Below are 24,022 nucleotides of genomic sequence, written 5' to 3'. Positions count from 1 at the left end.
TTTTTATTATGTCTTTAAATTATTTTAAAGAACCTTTAAATCTTCTGTAAGTATTAACGATAGTATTAGCTGCTTCATCAATTGAATATGTTAAAGTATCAATTTTAGAAGTAAAATAGTTATAAGTTACAATTGCTAAGGCAGAGGTAGAGATACCAGTTGCTGTATTGATAAGAGCCTCAGAGATACCTACTGCTAAAGCGGCTTGGTCAGGAGTACCAGAAGTAGCCAAAGCACTAAACGCTTTAATCATACCTGATACAGTACCTAATAATCCTCCTAGGGTACCTAAAGCAACCATAGTAGAGATGATAGTCATGTTTTTTTCTAACATTGGCATTTCTAAAGCTGTAACTTCTTCAATTTCTTTATGAATTGTTTCAGTAGCTTCTTCAGAAGTAAATCCTTCTGCTTTTACTTGGTTATATTTTACTAAACCTGCTTTGATTGCATTAGCAACAGAACCTTGTTGTTTGTCACAAGCTTCAATAGCTCCGTTAATGTCACCTTGGTTAACACTAGCTTGTACATTTTTCATGAAAGCATCTAAATTTCCTTTACCTGCAGCTTTGGAAATAACCATTAAACGCTCGAAAGAGAAAACAACCACCATTAATAACATTCCTAATAATACTGGTACGATGAAACCTCCTTTATAAACTGTTCCTAAAAAGTTATGAGGGTGACCTGTTTCTGAATTACCTCCTTCAAAGTTCCCAGAAGCTCCCATTATAAATTTCCACACAAAAACACCTACTGCAATACATGCAAGAATAATGATTCCTGAGAATGAAGCACCACCTTTAGATTTCTCTTCTTTTTTTACATTAACGTTGTTTGCCATTTTTTTAAAATTTAAATTTTTCTAATTGATTAATTAAATCTCGTATTATTTTTGAGTAATAATGGAGGCAAATTTAATTTTTTAGCTGATATAAAAAAACTTTTTTTACTTTTCTAAGTTCTCATCAACTTACATTTCATCAAACAAAAGAGCGAAATAATAACAATAATTCATCAAATAAGCACAAAAAAACCAGTTTTTAAATAATAATCAGTAATATTATCTATTTTTTAAATATTTTTCAAAAATTAAACTTTATAATAAAAATTCAAAAAAAACACTTATTTCTTAATAAATAGATATAAACAAAGAGTTTAAAAAAGTCTATCACATTGACTTTTGATGTAAAAAAAAGAATAACTTGCACTGTATTAATAGTTCAATTATGAGTGTTTTAGACAATTTCAAAGAAGATATTACAAATGGTTATCAGTGTAAAGGAGGATATATTACTCTTGGAGGATCTATTTTAGACAAAGAATCTTATCCTATTCCGGTAAATATTCCTTTAAAAACTCTAAATAGACATGGTTTGATAGCGGGTGCAACAGGTACTGGAAAAACGAAAACCATACAGCTTTTATCTGAACAATTATCCCAAAATGGCATTCCTGTTTTAATGATGGATATAAAAGGGGATTTTTCTGGAATTGCAAAAAAGGGGGAACTAAAAGATTTTATTAAGGAACGACATGATAAAATTAACATTCCTTTTGATCCAAAAGCATTTCCCGTAGAATTATTAACTCTTTCTACACAAGAAGGTGTTCGGCTACGAGCTACTGTTTCGGAATTTGGTCCTGTTTTATTTTCTAGAATTTTAGATTTAAATGAAACTCAAACAGGAGTTATATCGGTCATCTTTAAATATTGTGATGATAAAAAAATGGCTTTATTAGATTTGAAAGATATAAAAAAGGTCATGAATTTTATTACGGAGGAAGGAAAAGAGGAAATAGCAAAAGAATATGGTAAAATATCTGCTGCAACTACAGGTACTATTCTTCGTAAAATTATAGAGTTAGAGCAGCAAGGAGCTGATATTTTCTTTGGTGAAAAATCTTTTGAAATTGATGATTTGATGCGTATCAACGAAGAAGGTTTAGGGTACATTAATATTGTTCGTTTGAATGACATTCAGGACAAGCCTAAACTTTTCTCGACATTTATGATGAATCTTTTAGCTGAAATCTATAATAATATGCCCGAAAAAGGAGATATTGAACAACCTGAATTAGTGGTTTTTATAGACGAAGCGCATCTTTTATTTAATGAAGCGAGCAAAACTTTATTAGATCAGATAGAAACCATCATAAAATTAATTCGTTCAAAAGGTGTTGGGATTTATTTTATTACGCAAAACCCTACTGATATTCCTAAAGGTGTTTTGGCTCAATTAGGATTAAAAATCCAACATGCACTAAGAGCTTTTACAGCTAATGATCGTCAAGCTATTAAGCAAACATCTGAAAATTATCCAGAATCTAAATATTATCAAACAGATGAAGTGATTACTTCATTAGGAATAGGCGAAGCTCTTATAACCGCCTTAAATGAAAAAGGTATCCCTACACCTTTAGTTGCCTGTATGTTGCGTGCTCCTGAAAGCCGAATGGATGTATTGAGTAACGAGGAAATTAAAGAAATTAATTCTAAATCAAAATTAGTTGAAAAGTATTCAGAGGAAATTGATCGGGAAAGTGCGTATGAAATTTTGACTCAAAAGTTAGAAACTATTACAGAGGAGGTCATTGAAAAAGAAAAAACGTCATCTAATAAGGACTCCAACATAGGGGAAGTTGTTGCTAAATCAGTATTAAAAGTCGTAACAAGTGCTACTTTTATAAGAGGTGCTTTTAATGTTTTGATGAAGGTTCTAAAGAAATAATATTTTTTAACCCAAGTTATTCTGAATAAAAATTTATTTTATCGATCAAATAGTTCTTTATTCTAAAGGTTTCCAAAACTTTTGAATTTATCAAATTGTTTGATTTTAAAATAAATTTGTTGTTTAATTTGAGATAAACTAAAAATGTGACTGTTTACTTTTAATTAATTTTTGAAGTTTTATTAGAATTACGTCAATAACTTATAATTTAATTAGCATTATAGATCAACTTTTATGAAAGGATATATTACAATAGGTTTGCTTATACTTTCGAACATCTTTATGACGTTGGCTTGGTATGGTCACTTAAAATTTAAGGAATTAAAATGGTTTGAAAACGCAGGATTAATCAGTATTATATTAATTAGTTGGGGAATGGCTTTATTTGAATATTTTTTTCAAGTACCTGCTAACAGAATTGGCTTTCAAGGGAATGGAGGTCCTTTTAGTTTGCTTCAACTAAAGGTAATTCAAGAGGTTATAACCTTAATTATTTTTGTGCTTTTTTCGTTCTTTTTTTTTAAGAATGAAAGTTTTCGATGGAATCATTTAATAGGTATGTGTTTTTTAGTACTTGCCGTATATTTCATTTTTAAGAAGTGAATCTTTGTGTAATGAAATACTAAATAAAATTCAAATTATGGGAAAGAAAAATTTTTTAATACAAAAAAATCCGTTTGTTGTTCCTACTACAGATGGTAAAATAATTGAAGAGCATCATGGATTAATAGCAACTCATAATGCTAAAATTTCAATTGCACACATGATAGCTCCTCCTGGTTGGAGTGAACCTTTTCAAAAACCTGATTTTGAAGAATATACTTATATTATTTCTGGAAAAAAACAATTTATTATTGAAAATGAAACTATTGTCTTAGAAGCTGGACAATCTATTAAAATTGAAAAAAACATACGGGTTCAATATTCTAATCCTTTTCAAGAGCCTTGTGAGTATATTGCTATTTGTAAGCCTGCTTTTTCAATGGAGAAAGTGCATCGAGAAGATAAATAAGGGCAATTTTATATTTTTTTTTGAATATTAGTTATGAGATCTAAAGAGGTTTTTAGATCTAATTATCTAATAAAATTTTATTATAGATAAAAAGATCTGAAGATAAAAAGATCTGAAGATAAAAAGATCTGAAGATAAAAAGTAGTTGTTTTTCATATCATCACAAAGTCTAATGTAAAACAGCATTAATTTGTTTGTAAATGATTTTAATATGAATGGTAAATCTTAAAATATTCTGTAAAATTTTTATTTATTTTTGTTTGAATCGAAATAAAAATGACCTCTAAATAAAACATAAATAGGCTGTTCAAAAAATTCGCAATCTTGTTGTTGATTTATTACTTTTAGGACAGCCTCTTTCTTTATTTTCATTGTATTTGTCTAAAGAGAAATCTTACCTAGAAAATACTTTTCTTCTAAAATTGCCGTGAGCATTAATTTTTGAAAAAATATTTTGTAGATGTTTTGTTATTTAAGCTAATTTTATTAAAAACTGAAAGAGGCTTTCCTAAAAGATTACTTTGTTTTATTATTATACTCTGATCGAGAAAGAGTGGTATCCTGTCAGCGAAGCGATTAGAATACCTGTTTAAATATTTATTTTTTAAAAACTTCTTTAACTAATTCTAAAAAAATAATTTTCTTACGTATTTAACAAGAAAATTATTTTTTGTTCTACTTCTTCTGTATTCCATTTACTTTCAATATCGGGTATAGACATTATCTCTTCCATTATTTTATTTTGTAAATCGCCTAATGCTAATGCTTCTGAATAAGGGTGTGTACTAAAGGTTACTCTACTATATAATGGTAGCCATTTGTCTGGATGTTTATCTGAAAACCATTTTTCTATTTTCTTTTGTAGTAAAAATTTTTCGTCAGCTGTTTTAGTACTCATTTCTATAAAATTCCGAAGAGATAATTCTGCTATAGCGTCTGCATTTGGTTTTCTTTCATTTTGATATTCTTCGAATATTGTTTTCCAATCATCTCCATATTTAGCAATCATTTCTGCTAAAATTGTTATATCTTCGAATCCTACATTCATTCCTTGTCCGTAAAAAGGCACGATGGCATGGGCAGAATCTCCTATTAAGGCTACTTTATCTTTGTAAGTCCAAGGAAAACATTTCATCATTACAAGATAACTAGTTGGATTTTTGAAGAAGTCTTCTACTAAATCAGGGATGACTTCTTTTGTATCGGGGAAATATTTGGCAAAAAAGTCGACTAATTTTTTTTCTTCCGTTAAGGATTGAAATGAATTTTCTCCTTCAAAAGGCATAAATAGCGTACATGTGAAACTTCCATCTAAATTAGCTAATGCCATCAGCATAAACTGTCCACGAGGCCATATATGTAGGGAGTTTTTATCAATTTTATGTGTTCCATCTGAATTTGCGGGTATATGTAGTTCTTTATAGCCTAACTTCATAAATTCTTGAGCATAATCAAACATGCTTTGACGCTGCATACGATGACGAATACGAGAGAACGCACCATCTGCACCAAAAACTTTATCATATTTTAATTCTTGCCAATCACCTCGTTCTGTTTCTCCTATATACAGTGTTGCATCCGCTAGAGAGACATCCCAAATTTTATGTTCAAATTTAAATTGGACTCCCTCTTTTTCTGCTAAGTCAATCATTTTACGATTTAAGACTCCTCTTGAAAGGGAAAAAATGGCTTCTCCATCTTTTCCGTAATATTGATAATTAAGTTTTCCATCTTGTAAATGGATGGCTCTTTTATCTACTGGTATTCCTATTTTTTGTATTTCTTCCTCTATACCAATATTTTCTAAAGCTTTCCAGCCTCTATTTGACATTACTAAATTAATTGAACGTCCTGAGAACTCCACGGTTCTAATATCTGGGCTACGATCTAATACATGAACAGTATGTCCCTTTTTTTTTAGATAGATTGCCAATAATGTCCCAACTAAGCCAGAACCTACTACAGCAATTTTTTGAGTTGTTTGCATTTATAATTTTATAAGCAGTTGTGCAAATTTATGTTTTTTATTTTCAATTATTGTTTTCTTTTTCTGATCCTATGATTAGAATGAGAGTCAATATAATTTATTTTATTTTGAATAATAATTTGGTTGATGTGGTTTGAATTTCTTTCTTATTCATCTTCATTTTTCGAAATTGTCCGTCTATATACATTTGAGCTTGATCTTTGTAATGCTTGCTCATCGGGTTTCCTGATTGTCCTGTTGGTAAAATGCTAATTGAATTTTCTATATCGCTAAAATCTATAATTCTTCTGGTAGATGGTCCAGCAGAAATCTCGTAATGGTTTTCATCTGTATAATAAAACATTACATTGTTAATTACTTCGTTACTTCCTGGTGCTTCAAATATTCCGACGTTAAGGAATGGACGGAATATGGCTAATGATCCTATTGGGTGTTTGTATTCTACTTGATGTACCTTACCCCATGTCCAGCTATTAACATCTGTTCCAAGTTGATTTGTTAAATGGTTAATAGTTTCTTTAAATGATTGTGTTAAGATAGTTGATCGGTTCTCTTTAATATTTTTAGTTTTTATATTATCCCACCATAAAGAATTGGTTATCCTACTTTGTTTATCAATACACTGTTTCATCACGTGGGTTTTTAAAAATTGTTTGAATCCTAATTCTCCCATTTCGTCTTGAAAAGTAGATTTTAAATAAAAATACAACCACTTGTTGTAAATAGTAGGTGGAACTTCTTGGGTTTTGTTACTTCCTTTCCAATTTTTTAATATGTCTAAGGCTTTTTTTTCTGTAGAGTTTAATTGAGAGACATCAAGCCAATTACTAAAATTATGGGCTACTTGTGCGCTTACTATAGATGTGTCATCATAAATCATTTTTTTAAAATCTTCTTTTGACCATTTCTGTTTAGATTCTAATAATGAAACAATTCTTTTCGCTCTGTCTTCGGGTAAATAATATCCAGGATAAGAATAATCATCAATTTTATGTGTCATATTATTTGCTGAATAGACGTAATTCCAAGAGGGGTTAATTGCCCTTGGGTTTTTATTAAATTCTAAAAATTGAAGTTTATCGTCTATTCCGTTAGCTCCATTTAAAATATAATTTGGATTTAATCCTTTTTTTATTTTATATAATTTTCCTGAAGTTTGCCATGCAAAATTATTTTGTTTATCAGCATACATTACATTGAGTCCCGGAGCGCTTATATATGAAATTCCTTTACGAAATTCATTTAAATTTTTAGCATGGCTTAGGGTATAAATGGCATCTAAAATTTTATTTTCTTGTTGAGTGTAAATCCAATAGAAAGATACGGGTTGTTTAGGATTAAAATCTTTTAATATTCCATTCATAACGGGACCGTGTTTACCCTCTTTAATTGTTAAGGAAATTGTTGTGCTATCTTTTATTTTTATTTCTTTTTTACGAATTATAAATTCTTTGTAGTTATCTGTATCTTTATATTGATTACTATTATTAGGGTTTATTTCTTCTTGATAAAAATCTGCATCATCATTTTCAAACATTGTCAATCCATAAGCATATTGATGATTATGTCCTAATAAAGGAAAAGGTACTCCTGCTAAATAATAACCATAAATTTCTTGTTCTGGAGAGTCTATATGGGCTTCATACCAAGTTCCTGGTTGTGAATAAGAGATATGTGGGTCGTTAGCAAATAATACTTTTCCCGAAGTACTTTTTTTGGAACCCACAATCCAAGCATTACTGCCTATAAACGGCGGAAAAGGGGAACTATCTAATAAATCGGCTACTGCTTTTGATGCTGCTACATAAGTTTCTGTAGTTTTGTTATTATTTGAATTTATTTGGGTTGAATTATATGACAAATCAATCCCTAATTCTTTCATATAAGTGTTTCCTAATTTATTTTTTAAATCAGTCATTAACGGATCTGTACGCTGAGCACATGCGAAACTAAATGCCATATATCCCATTGTATTATATACATCTTTTAGAGTAAAAGGTTTTTTCTTGATGCCTAATAGAGTAAACTCAATAGGTGTTCCTCCTTTTTCTAAATATTGGTTGATACCATCTAAGTAGGCCATTGCCAGTTTATATGTTTTATTTTTTTTATCTAGTTTGGCAATTGCTTTTTCTGAATTTTCATCTATTCCTAACGCTAAGAATAATTTATCATTATCTAATGCTTTTGAACCAAAAATTTCAGACAATTTACCTGGTGCAATACGACGTAACAACTCCATTTGCCATAAACGTTCTTGGGCGTGTACATAACCTAACACGGTTAAAGCATCTTTTTCATTGGAAGCATAAATATGAGGTATTCCGTATTCATCAAAGAATACTTCTGTTTCCTTACTAATATTTTTTATAGTTAATTCGCCTTCATATTTTGGTTTTGTGCTATACAAATACGCATAAATAGAGATAGCTAATATCAAGATTATTCCTAATAAGGTTATCAGTATTTTTTTTACTAATTTCATCTGTATAAGTTTTAATTCATTATGGTTCATTTACCTATCTCTTTTTCATTTATTTTTTACTTATTCAGGTTAAATGATTTTAGAAAGGTTCTTTCTTATTTATAATGATTTTATCAAAGATAAAAAAAGACGAGCAAATTTGCCCGTCTTAAGTCAAGAAATGATTTTTATTATTTTCTAGGAAAAGCAATACGGTTTCCTGTATTCATTCCGTTGTTTTTAGCTAACACACCGCACATGTGAAATAACATACGCGCTCCTACGTTACCATCCCAATCATCTTCACCTGGGGCTACCTCTACTAGATCAAAACCTATAATTTCTTTTCCACTTTCTGCTAATTTATTGAATAAATACGTTGCCTGCTCAAAAGAAAAACCACCAGGAACGGGTGTTCCTGTATTAGGACAATACCATGGGTACATTCCGTCTATATCAAATGAGATACACACTTTTTGAGGTAGTGATGAAATAATGGCATCACATTGTTGTGACCAAGTTTTACCTTCAAATGTTTCAGTTTTTAGATCAGCATCTGTATGTACTAAAACACGACCTTTTGATTTATGAACAACTTCTACTTCTTGTTCACAAAAATCACGGATACCAACTTGTACAATTTTAGAAATTTGTGGGATTTGTAAAGCATTATACATGATAGACGCATGTGAATAGGTAAAACCTTCGTAGGCTATACGTAAATCCATGTGTGCATCTAAATGTAAGATGCCGTATTCTTCATATTTAGAGGCAAGTGCTTCATAATAACCAAGAGGTGTAGAATGATCTCCTCCTAAAAGTACTACTTTCTTTCCTTTAGACATCCAAGAAAGTACTTTTTCTTTTACTTCTGTATGCAATTCTCTACAGGCTTTATTTATTTTATCCAAGTCTGATTGTAGGACAGGAAAGGTTTCTATATCTTCACCTGCTTCTAAAGCTTCAATTATGGGTTGTGCTAATGATTTATATTTATCAGAATTAGATTTCCAATGTTTAGGTGCATCATCCATATAAATTCCTAATTTCCAAAGTTCGGGAAAGTCTTGGTGATTTAAATCTACTTGAAAGGAAGCATCCATAACCGCATCAGGTCCTTCGGAGGCACCTGCTCCATAACTTACGGTTACTTCCCAAGGCACAGGAATTACTATAATCTCGGAATCTTCTGATGAAAAAGGTAAACCAAAAATGGTAGCATCTGCTAATCCTGGTTGCGATGGATCAAAATTGGCTATAATTTGTTGTTTTGTCATATTTTTTAGATTGAAATACGAAAGATTAAAGAATAGAAAAAATAAAGCTTTTCGTTTTAATTATTTCATACGTTTTAAAAGTCCTTTTGTTATTTTTCTTAATCTGTTAACAAAGGTAATAATTCTTCTTTTAAATATCATCTTGATGTGATAAACAAAGAGAAATGTTCAATAGGTATGCGGATTTATTATTTTTTTCTTTTAACCGTTTTTTGTTTACACAGTTTATTTTGTTGGATTAAATTATTTTTTTATAAATTTTTTAGTTCCATTTGTTCCTTGAAACTTTACAAAATAAACGCCTTTATTTAATGATGATATGTCTACTGAGTTTTCATTAGATAACATTTCTTTGCTTATGATTTTTTGTCCTAAAATGTTAAATATTTCCATTTTTTTGTTTATTAATTCTTCTCCACTAAGTGTAATGGTGTTATTTGCTGGATTAGGAGAAATACTAAATTCAAGTTTAACAAATTGATCATTAGATAAACTACTTTCAACTGTTAAATTAAATGTCTTATTTATTGCTGCCATTCCATTTGAAGGGGAAACTGCCGTAATAGTAATTATATGATTTCCTGGAGCTACGTTTGTGTTGGGTAAAGGATTTTGTGTTAAAACAGCATCGCAACCAGCAACTATTGCATTGCATTGTAATCTATAATCAGGTAACACAAAAACATTTCCTCCTCCTGTCTGCTCTTTTTTATTAGCTGGTACATTTAATGTAAATGGTACATTTCTTAGTCCATAACCTGTATCATTGAAGATTCTTGTTATAGTATCAATATCAGAACATGGGTAATTCATATTTATTGCGGCTTGACGAAATGCGTTAGCAGCTTGTGCCTGACCTGATGCAGAATTTGTTAAAGCTAGTTCTTCCAAAAAAGCAGTATCTGTTTTTTTTCTTCCCATTATATCATAAATTTTCATCAATGCTGTAGCCCAAATTTGACCATCTGTATGAATAGCTCCTTTTAATCCTTGAGGATATTTTTCAGGATAATTTGTTGTTCTTCCTTCCCAATATTCGTTATGTCCGTCCCAATTAAATAAAAAATGATATTCTTGATCTGTTGGTAACCATTGATTTAAGCTTCTACTATATGATTGTGCCCAATAATCGCCACATCCTTCTCCAAGACCTTCAACGAATGAACTACGTCCTCCTGTAATCCAATGATGTACCCCGTGTCCTAACTCATGTAAAATAATGTCTGCATCTTCTCCTCCATCTATTTCGTTTATTCCTAGAGCTATCTTCTCAGAAGATTCTAAATAATGGGAAGTATCTCCATGAGGATCAAAAATAACTAAGCCATTATTTTTTCTTGGCACACAGACAATTCCTAAAGTATTTCGTATATATCTTAAGTTTTTATCTATATGATAGAAGGCATTAACAGCTTCAAACCCTTCTTGATCACGTGTGAAATTAAAAAAATTAGATTTTTGTTCGAAAAATCCATTTTTGGGTTGTTCAAAATCTCCAATATCACAATAAGAACTTTTTAGTCTATAATTACCAGAAGCAAAACTTATTTCTGGTAATTCAACGTTAACTCTTGCATTATTTAAACTTTCATTTGTATTATCTCCATTATCTATATAATCTCCTACTCCATAGGTATTTCTACCAACTGAAAGGGGATCAGGATTAAACACCATGGCTCTTCCGCTTCTAAAAGCGTATGGTATTTTAGATTCATTTATTTTTTTAGTGTTTGGGGTCTCTTTTTTATGGTGATAAACCGCTACATCTTTTAAACTTATGATTTCCCCTGTATGAGCATCAACAAATATTTCCCAATCTCCTGGTTTATCATCGTATTGGAGGTTAATTTTATAAGCTAATCTAGTGGGCTTCGTAAGATTATAAACAAAAAGTTTAGATTCTTCAAAATGTAAATTTCCTTTAGCTTCTAGGGTTTTCTTTGCTTTTTTTAAAGCTGTTTCTGTATCTAGAGTTGGGGTTACATTAATTTTTTCTACTGTAGCGTCATAACTATTTGTTGAAAAGGCTATTTTTTCGTCGTTATCAAAGTTTACTACATATTCCGCTCCAAATACAGGGATTCCTTTTAATTCTTGCTGAAAACGTAGGGTTTCTCCTGATTTTCCTTTTCTTACATTTTTTAATTTAAATTCTTCTCGCGTTTTCCGCTCATTACTATTGGCTTTACCATGAATAAAGTCTAATGCTATTTTCTCTTTGTTTGTTGTTTGTGCATTTAAAAATACACTACTGAACATCAATAACACAATAGGATACAATTCTTTCTTCATATATAATCAATTTTTGTTGAAATGAACTCTCTAGAGACAATTCATAAACAACCTATTATTTTAAAAATCGAATTAGAATTTCACCAAATCTATACATGTCTTCGTATGAACAATAGAAAGGTGCAGGTGCCAACCGGATTACATTAGGTTCGCGCCAATCAGCAATTACGCCATTAGCCATTAAATAATCAAAAAGGTTTCTCCCTTGTCCGTGTAAATAGACTGACAATTGGCATGCTCTTTCTTTTGGGTTGTTTGGTGTAATTATTTCAAATTGGGTTCCTGGGATATTTTGACTAATTTCACGCAGGATAAATTCTAAATAAGCAGTTAATTGGTTACGTTTTTTTATTAATTTTTCCATTCCTACTTCGGCAAAGATTTCAACGGAAGCTAGATAGGGTGCTAAGGATAATACGGGCAAATTACTTACTTGCCAACCATCTGCTCCAAGAATAGGATCAAAATGAGGTTCCATTTTAAATCTTCTTTCCTTATTATGTCCCCACCAACCAGCAAAACGGGGTAAATTAGCCTGATGATGTTTTTCGTGTATAAAACATCCAGAAGCATTTCCTGGTCCTGAATTCATATATTTATAAGAGCACCAAGCTGCAAAATCTACATTCCATTCGTTAAGTTTTAATTCTACATTTCCAGCGGCATGTGCTAAGTCAAAGCCTACTTTGGCTCCTACTTTATGTCCTGCTTCTGTAATAGATTGTATATCAAAAACTTGACCTGTGTAATAATTAACACCTCCCCATAAAACTAATGCTAGCTCATTTCCTGTTTCCTTTATTTTTTCTATAATATCTTCTAACCGAATTGTGTGTTCTCCTTCTCTTCGTTTGATTTCTATTAGGGTGTCTTTAGGTTCAAATCCATGGAATTTTATTTGGCTTTGAAGCATATATTGATCTGAGGGAAATGCCTTTTCTTCGCAAATAATTTTGTACCTTTTTTGAGTGGGTTGATAAAAGGATACCATTAAGAGGTGTAAGTTTACTGTTAAGGTATTCATAACCGTTATTTCGTTGGGTTTTGCTCCCACTATTTTACTTAGAGGTTCAGCAAAACGTTCTTGATAATCCCACCAAGGTTTTTTTGCATAAAAGTGTCCTTCAACGGCAAGACTGGCCCAATCATTCATTATTTCATCTACATATTTTTTTGCTCTTTTGGGTTGTAAGCCTAGTGAATTTCCTGTAAAATAAATTACATTTTTTTTGTTGTGTTGGGGAAATATAAATTCAGAACGATAGTTTTTTAATTCATCCTGTATATCTAATTGTTGTGCGAAGTCAAGTGTATTTTGAAAAGTCATTTTGAAGAATTTCAGCTTGTAAATATACGGAAAGTAAGAAGAACAAAAAAAGCCACTTGTTTAAACAAGTGGCTTTTTAACATTTTTTATGATAGTATTATTTTCCTGAATACATCTTAGCTTTTAATTTTTTAGCTATAGTATCATTTAATTCTGAGAAAAATCTATAACCTGTTTTTGTCTCTAAATCAGAAACTTTAACAATATATTTTTTCCAATCTTTATCTATATTTTGATTGTTAGGAACTTCAATTGCAATTACTTCTGTATCAGTATTAATTCTATTTAAATCGTTTGTTCCTTCATCTAACAATAATGCTACTTTCCAAGTACTTGCAGGAACACATATTTTACCATTTGCTAAGAATGTTGTAGTACCTCCTTTTCTACCTGTACCTCCTTGTCCATAAACACCTGCTACAATGTATACTTCTTTTTGGTTATTACGCACAAATTGTCTTAAACGCTCTTCAAAACCACCCCAAGTTTGTTGATTATTCTTAGGTGATTGAGGTACCATATTGGTCATTAAGAACGTTTCTGAATTTGCTTGAAAGGTGTTTGTTCTATCTGCTGAAGGACACATGTGACCACGATCAAAACCACTATCTTTGTAATGGTTAGGAGAAACTAAAAAGAAATTAGATGAAGATAATGTATTATCTGATCTAAAATCATCTGTACGATCTGTATTACCAAAATTTCTATAGTCTAAATGCCAGCTCACCCAGTTAGGTGTACCTTTTTTGTTATTATAAGAAATAACATAATTATTTTTTGGTGATAAATAATTATTTACATCATCTTGATTAGCATTAGATGGGTTTCCTAATAATAGATCTCCGTTATCGGTGCTTGATGCCTTTTGGATTTTACGCAGATTTTCTGCTTTTAAAGTTTCTGTGTTTGAGCTAATTTCTTCTTCATGGGAACAAAATACTAGTGTTTGGCAAGCTAAAATAAGACAGGTTAGTCTTTTAATTTTCTTCATTTTTTATTGTTTTTTTAAAATTCCGGCAAAGGTACTTTTTATAAAATGATTAAATGTTAAGTTAATGTTATAAAAGGAAATAAATACAAATCAAAAACGACAAGATGTTTTAGATTTCTTTTGCTTTTTTAGTAAAACGCTATTTTTTTAACTACATCTTGTTTTGAAAATCTAAAATTTAGGAAAACAACTTTTCAATCTTGTGCGGATTGTATCTCATAAGTGAATATCATTTCAAATGCTAAGGAGTATGATATATAGGGGTGGTATTTATAATTTTTACATTTAAAATGAAGCTTGTTCTTTTTAATGTTTAGGGGGTATATCATTTAAACTTAAAATATACTGGATTAAAAAGAAAAATTCTCGATCTGTTTTTTTTGTTATTTTAAAACAACTCGAATAAATAGTTGAGTATATAATTGAAATTATGATTAGTTCGAGTGCGAAGCACATCGAGAACCAACGCCAATTTTTATTGCTTTTGTAGGGTAGTGCCTAAATCAACGTGCGGTTTGTCACTCCGGTAAGGAGGAGTATTATGATGAACATTATGTGATTTCTCCCTTTGGTTGAAATGAAAGATTGCGAACTTTTTGGACAGTCTCAAGGTTAAAAAAAAGTATTATGAGGAAATTTCAAAGCTTAAATGGTATTATTTATAATAAAGTAGTTGGAAGTTATAATAGATTTTAATTTCTAGGAGTTTTAATAGAATAATTGAAGAGTTCTTTAAATTGAATTTAAAGTTGACTTTTTTTGAAGTAAGTATGTTGTTAATTACAAAAGAGTTATCTAAAAATGATATTTTTTAACAGATTAAGTCAATTCTTTATTTAAAATAATTGTTCTTAATCCGATTTTTAGATAACTCTTTTGAAGTATAAGTGATATGTATTATAAGATTAACATAGCATCACCGTATGAATAGAATCGGTATTTTTGTTCTACTGCTTCTTTATAAGCTTTCATCATAAGGTCATGACCACAGAAAGCAGAGATCATCATTAATAAAGTTGATTTGGGTGTATGAAAATTCGTAACCATACAATCTGCAACGGAAAAATCATAAGGAGGGAAAATAAATTTATTAGTCCATCCTTGATAAGGATTTAATGTTTTATTAGATGAAACAGAGCTTTCCATAGCGCGCATGGTAGTAGTTCCTATAGCACATACTCTCTTTTTATTTGATTTAGCTTTATTAACGGTTTCACAAGCTTCTTCTGAAATTAAGACTTCTTCTGAATCCATTTTATGTTTTGATAAATCTTCTACTTCAACTGGATTAAAAGTTCCTAAACCTACATGTAGAGTTACTTCAGCAAAATTAATACCTTTTATTTCCAAACGTTTCATTAGGTGTTTTGAGAAGTGTAAACCTGCGGTAGGTGCTGCAACGGCTCCTTCTTCTTTAGCGTAAATGGTTTGATAACGTTCCGCATCTTCTTCTGTTACTTCTCGGTTAATGTACTTCGGAATTGGCGTTTCTCCTAAATCTACTAATTTCTGGCGAAATTCTTCATAGGATCCATCGTACAAGAAACGTAATGTTCTTCCACGAGAAGTTGTATTATCAATTACTTCTGCTACTAATGAATCATCATCACCAAAGTATAATTTGTTTCCAATACGAATTTTACGAGCTGGATCTACCAATACATCCCACAAACGTTGTTCTGCATTTAACTCTCTTAACAAGAATACCTCAATACGAGCACCTGTTTTTTCTTTATTTCCATAAAGACGTGCAGGGAATACTTTAGTATTATTTACAACCATTACATCCCCTTCATCAAAATATTCAATAATATCTTTGAATAATTTGTGTTCAATTTCACCTGTTTTACGGTGTACTACCATTAAACGAGATTCATCACGATTTTCCGCAGGGTATTCAGCTAATAATTCAGCTGGTAAATTAAAATTGAAATTGGATAACTTCATACTTTATTTTAAATTTTAGAAATTAAATTTCAGAAGTCTTCTGAAAATCAAGGGTGCAAATATACAATTGCAAAAGAGGGGTTGTCAAGTAAATTAAGATTTATTTTTTTATTTCCTTTTATTTATTCCTTCTCAAATGATTTATATGCAATATTTTTACTTTTTAATGATTGGTTTTACAACAACTTTTTCATTTATATCTTCTACTCGCAGTATATATATTCCTTCTTTAAAATCTGTCATATCTATTTGTTTATTACTAGACTTGTATATTTTTTTTCCTTGTAGATTATATATTTGAGCGGATTTTATTTCATTTTCAATATCTATATTTAGAATTTGATTAACGGGATTAGGATAAAGTGTAATTTTTAGGTCTTTTTGATTAAATTCAGGCGAAGATAAGGACGTATAATTTAATGCGTTTTGATGCTGATCTTTAATTAAATTTATTTCATATTCTTTTAGAACTCTATTGTAAATAAAAAACTTATCAATAGAGAGGTTTGAATTTTTAACGTTCATAAAGTTTCCATTTGAATCTGTCCCACTTCCTATAGTAAATTTATCATTAAATTTATACAGATTTGCTGCCTGATTTATATTTGTTGAAGTTTTAAAAATTCCATCTTCGTAAACCGCTATGTTAGTACTGGATCCTAATTTTGAGAAAGTAATTGCATAATGTTTCCATAACCCTAAAAAAGTAGTGTTTCTTAATTCAATTTCTGGTAAGCCATTAGTGGCATTATATGCTGCTGAAATTCTTAAGCTTCCTTGTCTTTCTCTAAAATATTGAGAACCAAAAATTTCGTAACTTGTACTATACAATGTTGTGGCGTTTCTTGGTCTATATTCCCAAAAACAGATTGTGTAATTTTGTTGGCTTAATGCGGTATTTAAACTTGTATTATATACTAACCCTGTTTCGTTAAAAGAAACTGCTTTTCCTCCATCTGTACTTGTAGTATATCCAATTGTTCCATTAGGTTGAAGATCATGTAATCCGTTGTGGCTATTTAAGTTATTTTCAAAATCATAAAAAGCTACTAATCCATTGTTTAAATCGGAATTATATACGTATTCTTTGCTAATTTGACCTATTGTTAGACAGTCATTAAATATTTTTAAATCATCTATTCTAAACCCAACGGAATTATAAGTGGTTGTATCTTGTAAAAATTGTCCTATTTTAAAAAGGGTTCCATTTGTATTCAAATTTATAGCGTATGAAAATAATTGTTTTGAATTTCTATACATCTTAATATTTGAGCCATCATACGTTACGGTCAATAAATAAAATTGATTTGTATCCATTCCATCAGAAGTAATGGTCATCTCATTTCCATTACCTCCACAAAAGCTGGTTATATTTCCGGTACTAACCTTGTCGTGTTTTAATCCAAACGATTCTAAAGGAGCTGTGGAACCATATTGAAAAAGAGGATTTTCTACTCCATTTAAAGGAAATGAACGAACTCTCATCATAATTGTTCTGGGATTATTTCCTTGTGGTAAATTAGGCAGATTTGCTTGAATATTAAAAGTACCACTTATATTTACTCCTATTGATCCATTATAACCACTCAAATAAGTAGGATTTGCGGTACTTGCAACTCCTGGGTTACGAACAAAACTAACCGAATTACTAACATCTGATAATGTATTATCAAAATTAAAATGATAAATGGGACTTTGGGCATTGACTAAAAAAGTGGTCCCTAAAACTAAAATTTGTAAAATTCTTTTCATGATAATTAAAACTTTTAGTCAAAAGTAAATGGATGCTAAAAAGAAATAAGGTTTGAGTTTACCAAACCTTATTTTTAGTTAACAAAATAATAATGCTGAAAAAAATTCCTTTTAATCAATATGGCAATAATATTTCTCTTAATCCAAACTGTATTTTTTGATTTTTCAATGGTGTTTATAGAGTATGTTTTTTTGTTTATTTATTCAGCTTTATTTTATTATTTTCTGTGTAATCTTTTTGGTTATACCATTTAAGTTTTAAAAATACTGTAAAAAGCTTTATGTAAAACTCATAGCCTGCTTTAAGTAATCTTAATAATTCTATATAAGTGTTTTTGAATCAGTCAATTTCTGCTCAACAGACTTCGCCATTTTATCTGATATTTGCTTAGTATTGTTTCCTCCACTTCTAACGCATAACATTTCAGAAATATCATTTTTTAAATAGTCTTGACCCCAAACTCTTACTGTCTTTTCAGTTCTCCCAAGCTTCTTAGCTATATCACTATAATAAACATATTTCCCTTTCTTAATTAGGATCAAGGTCTTTACTCGGTCTTTCTTCAAAGAGCCTGATGTCTTTGTTAGTAATTTTTCTAAAAAATCAAAATCTTCATTTATCACTATTTGAATTTTTTTCGGCATGCCTAAAATCAAAAAATATTCTAGTAAATTCAAAATTAAAATGGGATAACTCTTTTTCGGAGTTAAATAAAAATAACTACCAGAGAAAATATATAAACTAATTTTTTCTATCACAATACTCTTTGTAGAACAAAAAAAATATCTTTCTAAATAATTTAAGCCCTCAGATTATGCGTTAGACTTTGTGATGAAAACAAAAGGATAAAGAATAAATGCACAGAAATTTTTCTTATAGACATAGTCTTCTAGATTAAAAGAGAGGAACCCTTTTTTATATTAAAAGTAACCTTTATCTGTAGTGAAATTATAAAGCATAATCTGGGGTAAAAAATCCACTAAGAAACTTCTCTAATATTAATTTTACTTCAAAATAAAAAAGGACTCTGTTTTAGATTACAACCAATAAAAGCAAATTCTAAAAAAATCTTTTAAAAAAAAACAAAGTTATAGACACTAAAAACAATATAAAATTATTTTGTAATTCTTGCTAAATAATCAAAATGGTCTCCCTCTTCTATTAATTCACATACCAAACCATTGGCATGACAAGCATTCTGTAGTGTATTATAGTCCATATAGAGCCAAGGAAAAGAAACCTCCGTTTCTCCTTTATAATGTATGGTAAACACTAATTCTCCATAATAACTACCAGCAGGAACCTCAAAAGCACCATCTTCGTCTTGATCAAACATATAAATAATATCTGAAGAATCAATAATAATTTGACCATTATCACTTAGCAAGTTTTTTAATTTTTGAAGATACTTAGAAGTCTCTTTTAGTGTGCCAAAAATACCTGTACCATTCATTAAAAGTAAAATGGTATCAAACTTTTCTTCCGTTTCAAAATGAATTAAACTTTCAGTAATTGTATTCTGAAGACCTCTTAATTTACAAGTTTCTATTGCATTTTTTGAAATATCCATAGACTTTACATAGAAACCTTTTTCCTGTAAATACAAACTATGACTACCAGCTCCACAACCAACATCTAATATTTTTCCTTTACTTAACTTAAGAGCTTTTCTTTCTAATTTAGGCATTTCTTCAAACGTTCTGAAAAGATACGATACCTCCATTTCATCCTCTTCAGAGATGTTAGTCTCTGTAATAATAGGTTCTGAATTGTTATTGTGATAATAATCTAATAAAGCCTTTCCAAATAAATCAAGCATTTTATATAAAGTTTCAGGTTTAACGTTTTAACTTTGTAGTTTAATTTGAAACTCGAAATTTGAAACCAGAATTAAACCAACTTAGTAAACTTGCCAAAGATAAGCATAATGAAAACAAAAAGTATTTCGATAAGCTAAAAAAGAAAACCCCAAAAAATCTAGACTATCTAATGCAAGAATTGCATGATGCCGAATTTAGAAAAAGTAATTGTTTGAAATGTGCTAATTGTTGTAAGACCACAGGCCCTTTATTTACTACAGCAGATATAGAGCGAATTGCCAAATACTTTCGATTAAAACCACAACAATTTATTCAGCAATATCTCAAAATAGATGAAGATAATGATTACATCTTACAAAATTTACCATGTACTTTCTTAGACACTGAAAATTATTGTATGATATACGAAGTACGACCTAAAGCATGTCGTGAATTTCCTCATACAGATCGAAAAAAATTTCAACAAATAACAAATCTCACATTAAAAAACATTGCCATCTGCCCAGCAGCTTATAATATAGTAGAAGAAATGAAAAAAAAATTACCATTATAAAATAAAAACATAGGAAATTTCTGAATTTATTTATGAAATTCTTTTTTATTTATATTTTTTTTTATTAATATGATATTTGTCATGTTTTTTGTTTCTCGTTTTTTTGAACATTTGCCCGTTTTTTTAAAAAAATACGAATGTTAGATAAAGCAAAGCCCGTTCCTATTGATAGAGAAGTTAATTGGAATAAAACAAGAACAATTATTAGTAAAACAGACCAATATGGAACCATAGTTTCTGTAAACGATGTCTTTTTAGAAGTTTCGGGATATACCGAAAAAGAATTATTAAAACAACCACATAATTTAATTAGGCATCCAGATACACCTAAAGCCATTTTTAAAATCCTATGGGATAATCTAAAAAAAGGAGAAAACTTTTATGGTATTGTAAAGAATATGGCTAAATCAGGTGAATATTATTGGGTTTTGACAGATTTTGATATTGTTGACGGAAATAAAGGATATCAAGCAAGAAGAGTTGCAGTTCCTGAAGATTTAATAAAAAAAGAAATAGAACCATTATATCATAGAATTAGAAAATTAGAAGAATTTTACGGTGCAGATGGAGGAGAAAACTATTTAAAAGGATTTTTAGAAAAAGAAGGTAAAACCTATGTAGAATACATTAGATATGTAATAGATAAATATTCAAACTCTAATTTTGAAGAAAAAAGAATGACAGAGGAAGAAAGTAGAAGTTTTTTAAGAAAACTATTTGGATAGATAAAATAAACGTAAATGCAAAATTAAAAGATAGAAAGTGTCCTAAGAAAAGATTAAAATTAAATTTGTTACTTCAGTATAAACAAGAGAATATTACAAGCAATACTTGCAAATTACTCCTTTGACTCATTAGAACAAATTTAAATAATAATGTAGCTTTTGGACACCTTCTTGTGAAAAAAAAGCGAAAAATCAATATTCCTTATTTAAATATTTGGATCTAATATTCTTAAAATTTAATAAACCCTTCTTCCAAGATTTACGAATTTCACTTTCAGAAACGCCATTTTCTATTTGCTCTTGAAGTTGTCTATTTCCAGCTAGTTTTGTGAAAAAATCATTAAAGAAAGGATTCATAGTTTGAGAATTTTCCTTATACGCCTTTATTAACCATTTAAGCTCAAGTTGTCTTACTTTTTTTATTTGAGTCAAATCCTCTCCATAACAAGTTCTTCCATTCCAAATAGGATCCTTGGCACCTAAATTTGGTAAAGGAGTAAAAATAAAATTATTTCCAATCAAATAAGGAGAACCATAAATTTGAAATTGTTTTTCAGTACCACGTCCTACACTTACATTCGTTCCCTCAAAAAAACAAAGAGACGCATATAGATTAATAGCTTGTGCATTAGGCAAATTAGGAGAAGGCTTTATAGGTAAATCATAAAACATCTCGCGATTATAATTTTTACACGAAATAATTTTTAAATTACATACAATTCCATTTTTAAGCCATTTTTCACCATTAATCATTTTCGCATATTCCCCTATAGTCATTCCATGTAATACAGGTACGGGGTGCATACCAACGAAACTTTTAAACTGAAGATCTAAAGTCGGACCATCTATTATACCGCCGTTAGGATTAGGTCTGTCCAAAACCAACAAAGGAATATTATTTTCAGCACAAGCTTCCATAACATAATGTAAAGAAGAAATATAAGTATAAAAACGAACACCCACATCCTGTAAGTCAAAAACCATAATCTCAATTCCTGTCAATTGATCTGAGTTAGGTTTTTTGTTACTACCATAAAGAGAAATAATAGGTAACCCTGTTTTAATATCCTTACCATCCTTAATTAATTCTCCAGCATCAGCTGTACCTCTAAACCCATGCTCAGGAGCGTATATTTTTTGTAAATTAATATTATTACCTATTAAAAAGTCAACTAAATGAGTTTTATCCTGTAAAATTCCCGTCTGATTAGTTACAATGCCTACTTTTTTATCTCTTAATAAAGGTAAATAAACAGAACTGTTGTCAGCACCAGTTAAAATACTTCTATTTTGTATGTTAGCATCAAAAGAAGTAGTAAATTCTCTAATAAAAAACTTTTTATATTCCCTCTCTTCTGTTTTATTTTTGCAATTTCCACAAACAACTATTGTTAAAAGCAAGAATAAAAATGTATTTTTGAAAACCAATTTGTAAACCATTATCAATTGAATTTAGAATTTTTTATCGCTGATAGACTAATACGAACTAAAGAACGTAAAAGTAATATTTCTGCTCCAATAATAAAAATAGCTATAGCAGCTATCGCAATTGGTCTGGTAATGATGATTGTTTCAGTAGCAACAGGTGTTGGATTACAAAATAAAATACGACAGAAAGTATCCGCTTTTAATGGTCATATCATAATATCTAATTTTGATGATAATAAATCACAAGTAAGTCTTGATCCCATATCAACCAATCAAGATTTCTATCCAAAATTTAACTCCGTTGAAGGAATTAAACACATACAAGCAGTAGCAACCAAAGCAGGCATTGTTAGAACTGAAAAATCTTTTGAAGGTATTGTTTTCAAAGGAGTAGGAAAAGAATATGATTGGGAAAATATTAAAGAATACCTAGTGCAAGGAAAATTGCCCAATGTAAAATCCAAACTTAATAACGAAGTTATTATTTCCGAATATTTAGCAAATCGCCTCCTGCTAAAAATAGGAAATAAATGCAATACCTTTTTTATGAAAGAAGAAGGAAAACTACCTAACCTTCGTTCTTTTAAAATAGTAGGTATTTATAATTCAGGTTTTCAAGAATTTGATGCAGTATACATTTTAGGAGACATTCGTCATATCCAACGAATAAATAAATGGAAAAACACAGAAGTAGGAGCTTTTGAAGTTTTTCTTCATAATTTTAATCAAATAGAAGCAAAAGGAGTAGAAGTCTATAATAACACAATAAATAAAGAAGATCCCACTAAAGCATTAGACACCCAAACGATTGCTCAAAAATATTACTATATTTTTGAATGGCTCAAATTATTCGATTTTAACATAGTAGTTATTCTTGTTATTATGATTGTTGTAGCCACCATAAATATGATAGTTGCCTTATTAGTCCTAATTTTAGAGCGAACTCAAATGATTGGAATCTTAAAATCAATAGGAGCTGATAATTGGACCATTAGAAAAATATTTTTATACAATGCAATCCATTTAATTGTAAAAGGATTGTTGTGGGGTAATGTTATAGGAATCGGACTCTTATTTATTCAACAAAAATTAGGAATAATAAAACTCAATCCAGAAAATTATTACGTAACCACAGCACCCGTAGATATCAATTGGTTTGCCATTATTTCCTTAAATATAGGCACCGTCTTAATTTGTCTTCTAGTAATGCTTATCCCGTCCTATGTAGTTACTAAAATTTCTCCTGTAAAAGCTATAAAATTTATGTAAAAGGAAAGAACTTTTAGAATCAAAAAACTCCTTTTAAAAAAAATATACAATACTAAATACTAAAAGAATAACAAAGGAAAACAAACCGATTTTTTTAGAACCAAACACGACCCAAAATAACAAATAAAAACCCCAAAACAAATAAAAAACAAAGTTAAATATTTGAAAAACAGCAACTAAAAAACAAAAAACAAAAAAAGCAAAAAAAGACTAGGAAAAAACAAAAAAAAGAACGTACCTTTGCAGCCGCAACAGCGAAGTTCTTTAACAAAACCTTAAGATAAATTTTAGAAGCTTACTTCAAAAAAAGTTTTCAAAAAAAAATCTTGCGAATTTAAAAAGAAGTTTTACCTTTGCAGCCGCTAAGACAATAAGTCAAAAGCGAAAAACAAAAGAAACAAGTTCATAGACATATTGGATTGACAGCACGTTTTAATAGCAATAT

At 29.8% G+C, this 24,022-nt stretch carries 18 protein-coding genes; 6 read left to right on the top strand and 12 right to left on the bottom strand.

Annotated features, from left to right (window positions below; translation table 11 throughout):
- Positions 1-19: 19 nt before the first annotated feature.
- Positions 20-844: a MotA/TolQ/ExbB proton channel family protein gene (locus ACUXZJ_RS01010; RefSeq protein ID WP_060381689.1), complete on the bottom strand. Its 825-nt coding sequence runs from the start codon at positions 842-844 to the stop codon at positions 20-22.
- A 385-nt stretch (positions 845-1,229) separates the two neighbouring features.
- Between ACUXZJ_RS01010 and ACUXZJ_RS01005 the strand changes: the two genes are divergently transcribed.
- From ACUXZJ_RS01005 to ACUXZJ_RS00995, 3 genes are all read left to right on the top strand, one after another.
- On the top strand, positions 1,230-2,732 hold the full coding sequence (locus tag ACUXZJ_RS01005) for a helicase HerA-like domain-containing protein (protein WP_060381690.1): 1,503 nt from the start codon (positions 1,230-1,232) through the stop codon (positions 2,730-2,732).
- Positions 2,733-2,966: 234 nt separating this feature from the next.
- Positions 2,967-3,335 carry a DMT family protein gene (locus ACUXZJ_RS01000; protein WP_060381691.1) on the top strand — a complete coding sequence of 123 codons (369 nt, stop codon included), beginning with the start codon at positions 2,967-2,969 and terminating at the stop codon, positions 3,333-3,335.
- A 37-nt stretch (positions 3,336-3,372) separates the two neighbouring features.
- The gene (locus ACUXZJ_RS00995; RefSeq protein ID WP_060381692.1) at positions 3,373-3,744 is read left to right on the top strand and encodes a cupin domain-containing protein; all 372 of its coding nucleotides are present in this window, start codon (positions 3,373-3,375) and stop codon (positions 3,742-3,744) included.
- Between the two features lie 643 nt (positions 3,745-4,387).
- Here ACUXZJ_RS00995 and ACUXZJ_RS00990 read toward each other — a convergent pair.
- From ACUXZJ_RS00990 to ACUXZJ_RS00945, 10 genes are all read right to left on the bottom strand, one after another.
- Entirely contained in the window at positions 4,388-5,731 is a 1,344-nt protein-coding gene (locus ACUXZJ_RS00990; protein ID WP_060381693.1) for an FAD-dependent oxidoreductase, read from the bottom strand.
- Positions 5,732-5,828: 97 nt separating this feature from the next.
- Entirely contained in the window at positions 5,829-8,216 is a 2,388-nt protein-coding gene (locus tag ACUXZJ_RS00985) for a penicillin acylase family protein (RefSeq protein WP_060381694.1), read from the bottom strand.
- 170 nt (positions 8,217-8,386) lie between these two features.
- Positions 8,387-9,472, bottom strand: a complete 1,086-nt coding sequence (locus tag ACUXZJ_RS00980) for an agmatinase family protein (RefSeq protein WP_060381695.1) — start codon at positions 9,470-9,472, stop codon at positions 8,387-8,389.
- 243 nt (positions 9,473-9,715) lie between these two features.
- Positions 9,716-11,764, bottom strand: coding sequence for a T9SS type A sorting domain-containing protein (locus tag ACUXZJ_RS00975; RefSeq protein ID WP_446195571.1), 2,049 nt, complete (start codon positions 11,762-11,764; stop codon positions 9,716-9,718).
- A 55-nt stretch (positions 11,765-11,819) separates the two neighbouring features.
- Positions 11,820-13,091 carry a kynureninase gene (kynU, locus tag ACUXZJ_RS00970; protein WP_446195569.1) on the bottom strand — a complete coding sequence of 424 codons (1,272 nt, stop codon included), beginning with the start codon at positions 13,089-13,091 and terminating at the stop codon, positions 11,820-11,822.
- A 97-nt stretch (positions 13,092-13,188) separates the two neighbouring features.
- Positions 13,189-14,082 carry a DNA/RNA non-specific endonuclease gene (locus ACUXZJ_RS00965; RefSeq protein ID WP_060381698.1) on the bottom strand — a complete coding sequence of 298 codons (894 nt, stop codon included), beginning with the start codon at positions 14,080-14,082 and terminating at the stop codon, positions 13,189-13,191.
- An 897-nt stretch (positions 14,083-14,979) separates the two neighbouring features.
- Entirely contained in the window at positions 14,980-16,029 is a 1,050-nt protein-coding gene (queA, locus tag ACUXZJ_RS00960; protein WP_060381699.1) for a tRNA preQ1(34) S-adenosylmethionine ribosyltransferase-isomerase QueA, read from the bottom strand.
- 156 nt (positions 16,030-16,185) lie between these two features.
- Entirely contained in the window at positions 16,186-17,781 is a 1,596-nt protein-coding gene (locus ACUXZJ_RS00955) for a LamG-like jellyroll fold domain-containing protein (protein WP_088466326.1), read from the bottom strand.
- A 321-nt stretch (positions 17,782-18,102) separates the two neighbouring features.
- A complete protein-coding gene (locus ACUXZJ_RS00950) occupies positions 18,103-18,540 on the bottom strand; it encodes a helix-turn-helix domain-containing protein (RefSeq protein WP_123861989.1) in 438 nt (145 codons plus the stop codon).
- A gap of 356 nt (positions 18,541-18,896) precedes the next feature.
- A complete protein-coding gene (locus ACUXZJ_RS00945) occupies positions 18,897-19,601 on the bottom strand; it encodes a class I SAM-dependent methyltransferase (protein WP_060381701.1) in 705 nt (234 codons plus the stop codon).
- Positions 19,602-19,660: 59 nt separating this feature from the next.
- Between ACUXZJ_RS00945 and ACUXZJ_RS00940 the strand changes: the two genes are divergently transcribed.
- Positions 19,661-20,155, top strand: coding sequence for a YkgJ family cysteine cluster protein (locus tag ACUXZJ_RS00940; RefSeq protein ID WP_060381702.1), 495 nt, complete (start codon positions 19,661-19,663; stop codon positions 20,153-20,155).
- A gap of 137 nt (positions 20,156-20,292) precedes the next feature.
- Positions 20,293-20,880 (top strand): PAS domain-containing protein, encoded by a 588-nt coding sequence (locus tag ACUXZJ_RS00935; RefSeq protein WP_060381703.1) that lies wholly within the window; start codon positions 20,293-20,295, stop codon positions 20,878-20,880.
- A gap of 192 nt (positions 20,881-21,072) precedes the next feature.
- On the opposite strand, the gene ACUXZJ_RS00930 is transcribed toward ACUXZJ_RS00935, so the two are convergent.
- The gene (locus ACUXZJ_RS00930; protein WP_060381704.1) at positions 21,073-22,320 is read right to left on the bottom strand and encodes an exo-beta-N-acetylmuramidase NamZ family protein; all 1,248 of its coding nucleotides are present in this window, start codon (positions 22,318-22,320) and stop codon (positions 21,073-21,075) included.
- A 6-nt stretch (positions 22,321-22,326) separates the two neighbouring features.
- On the opposite strand from ACUXZJ_RS00930, the gene ACUXZJ_RS00925 reads away from it, so the two are divergent.
- A complete protein-coding gene (locus ACUXZJ_RS00925; RefSeq protein ID WP_060381705.1) occupies positions 22,327-23,577 on the top strand; it encodes an ABC transporter permease in 1,251 nt (416 codons plus the stop codon).
- Positions 23,578-24,022: the final 445 nt, after the last annotated feature.

This window comes from Flavobacterium sp. TN-1, from assembly GCF_052828645.1.
This window is presented reverse-complemented; position numbering and strand designations above follow the sequence as displayed.

Coding starts and splice junctions, on each gene's coding strand:
- ACUXZJ_RS01010 (WP_060381689.1), bottom strand. CDS start 844: ATGGCAAACAACGTTAATGTAAAAAAAGAAGAGAAATCTAAAGGTGGT.
- ACUXZJ_RS01005 (WP_060381690.1), top strand. CDS start 1,230: ATGAGTGTTTTAGACAATTTCAAAGAAGATATTACAAATGGTTATCAG.
- ACUXZJ_RS01000 (WP_060381691.1), top strand. CDS start 2,967: ATGAAAGGATATATTACAATAGGTTTGCTTATACTTTCGAACATCTTT.
- ACUXZJ_RS00995 (WP_060381692.1), top strand. CDS start 3,373: ATGGGAAAGAAAAATTTTTTAATACAAAAAAATCCGTTTGTTGTTCCT.
- ACUXZJ_RS00990 (WP_060381693.1), bottom strand. CDS start 5,731: ATGCAAACAACTCAAAAAATTGCTGTAGTAGGTTCTGGCTTAGTTGGG.
- ACUXZJ_RS00985 (WP_060381694.1), bottom strand. CDS start 8,216: ATGAAATTAGTAAAAAAAATACTGATAACCTTATTAGGAATAATCTTG.
- ACUXZJ_RS00980 (WP_060381695.1), bottom strand. CDS start 9,472: ATGACAAAACAACAAATTATAGCCAATTTTGATCCATCGCAACCAGGA.
- ACUXZJ_RS00975 (WP_446195571.1), bottom strand. CDS start 11,764: ATGAAGAAAGAATTGTATCCTATTGTGTTATTGATGTTCAGTAGTGTA.
- kynU (WP_446195569.1), bottom strand. CDS start 13,091: ATGACTTTTCAAAATACACTTGACTTCGCACAACAATTAGATATACAG.
- ACUXZJ_RS00965 (WP_060381698.1), bottom strand. CDS start 14,082: ATGAAGAAAATTAAAAGACTAACCTGTCTTATTTTAGCTTGCCAAACA.
- queA (WP_060381699.1), bottom strand. CDS start 16,029: ATGAAGTTATCCAATTTCAATTTTAATTTACCAGCTGAATTATTAGCT.
- ACUXZJ_RS00955 (WP_088466326.1), bottom strand. CDS start 17,781: ATGAAAAGAATTTTACAAATTTTAGTTTTAGGGACCACTTTTTTAGTC.
- ACUXZJ_RS00945 (WP_060381701.1), bottom strand. CDS start 19,601: ATGCTTGATTTATTTGGAAAGGCTTTATTAGATTATTATCACAATAAC.
- ACUXZJ_RS00935 (WP_060381703.1), top strand. CDS start 20,293: ATGTTAGATAAAGCAAAGCCCGTTCCTATTGATAGAGAAGTTAATTGG.
- ACUXZJ_RS00930 (WP_060381704.1), bottom strand. CDS start 22,320: ATGGTTTACAAATTGGTTTTCAAAAATACATTTTTATTCTTGCTTTTA.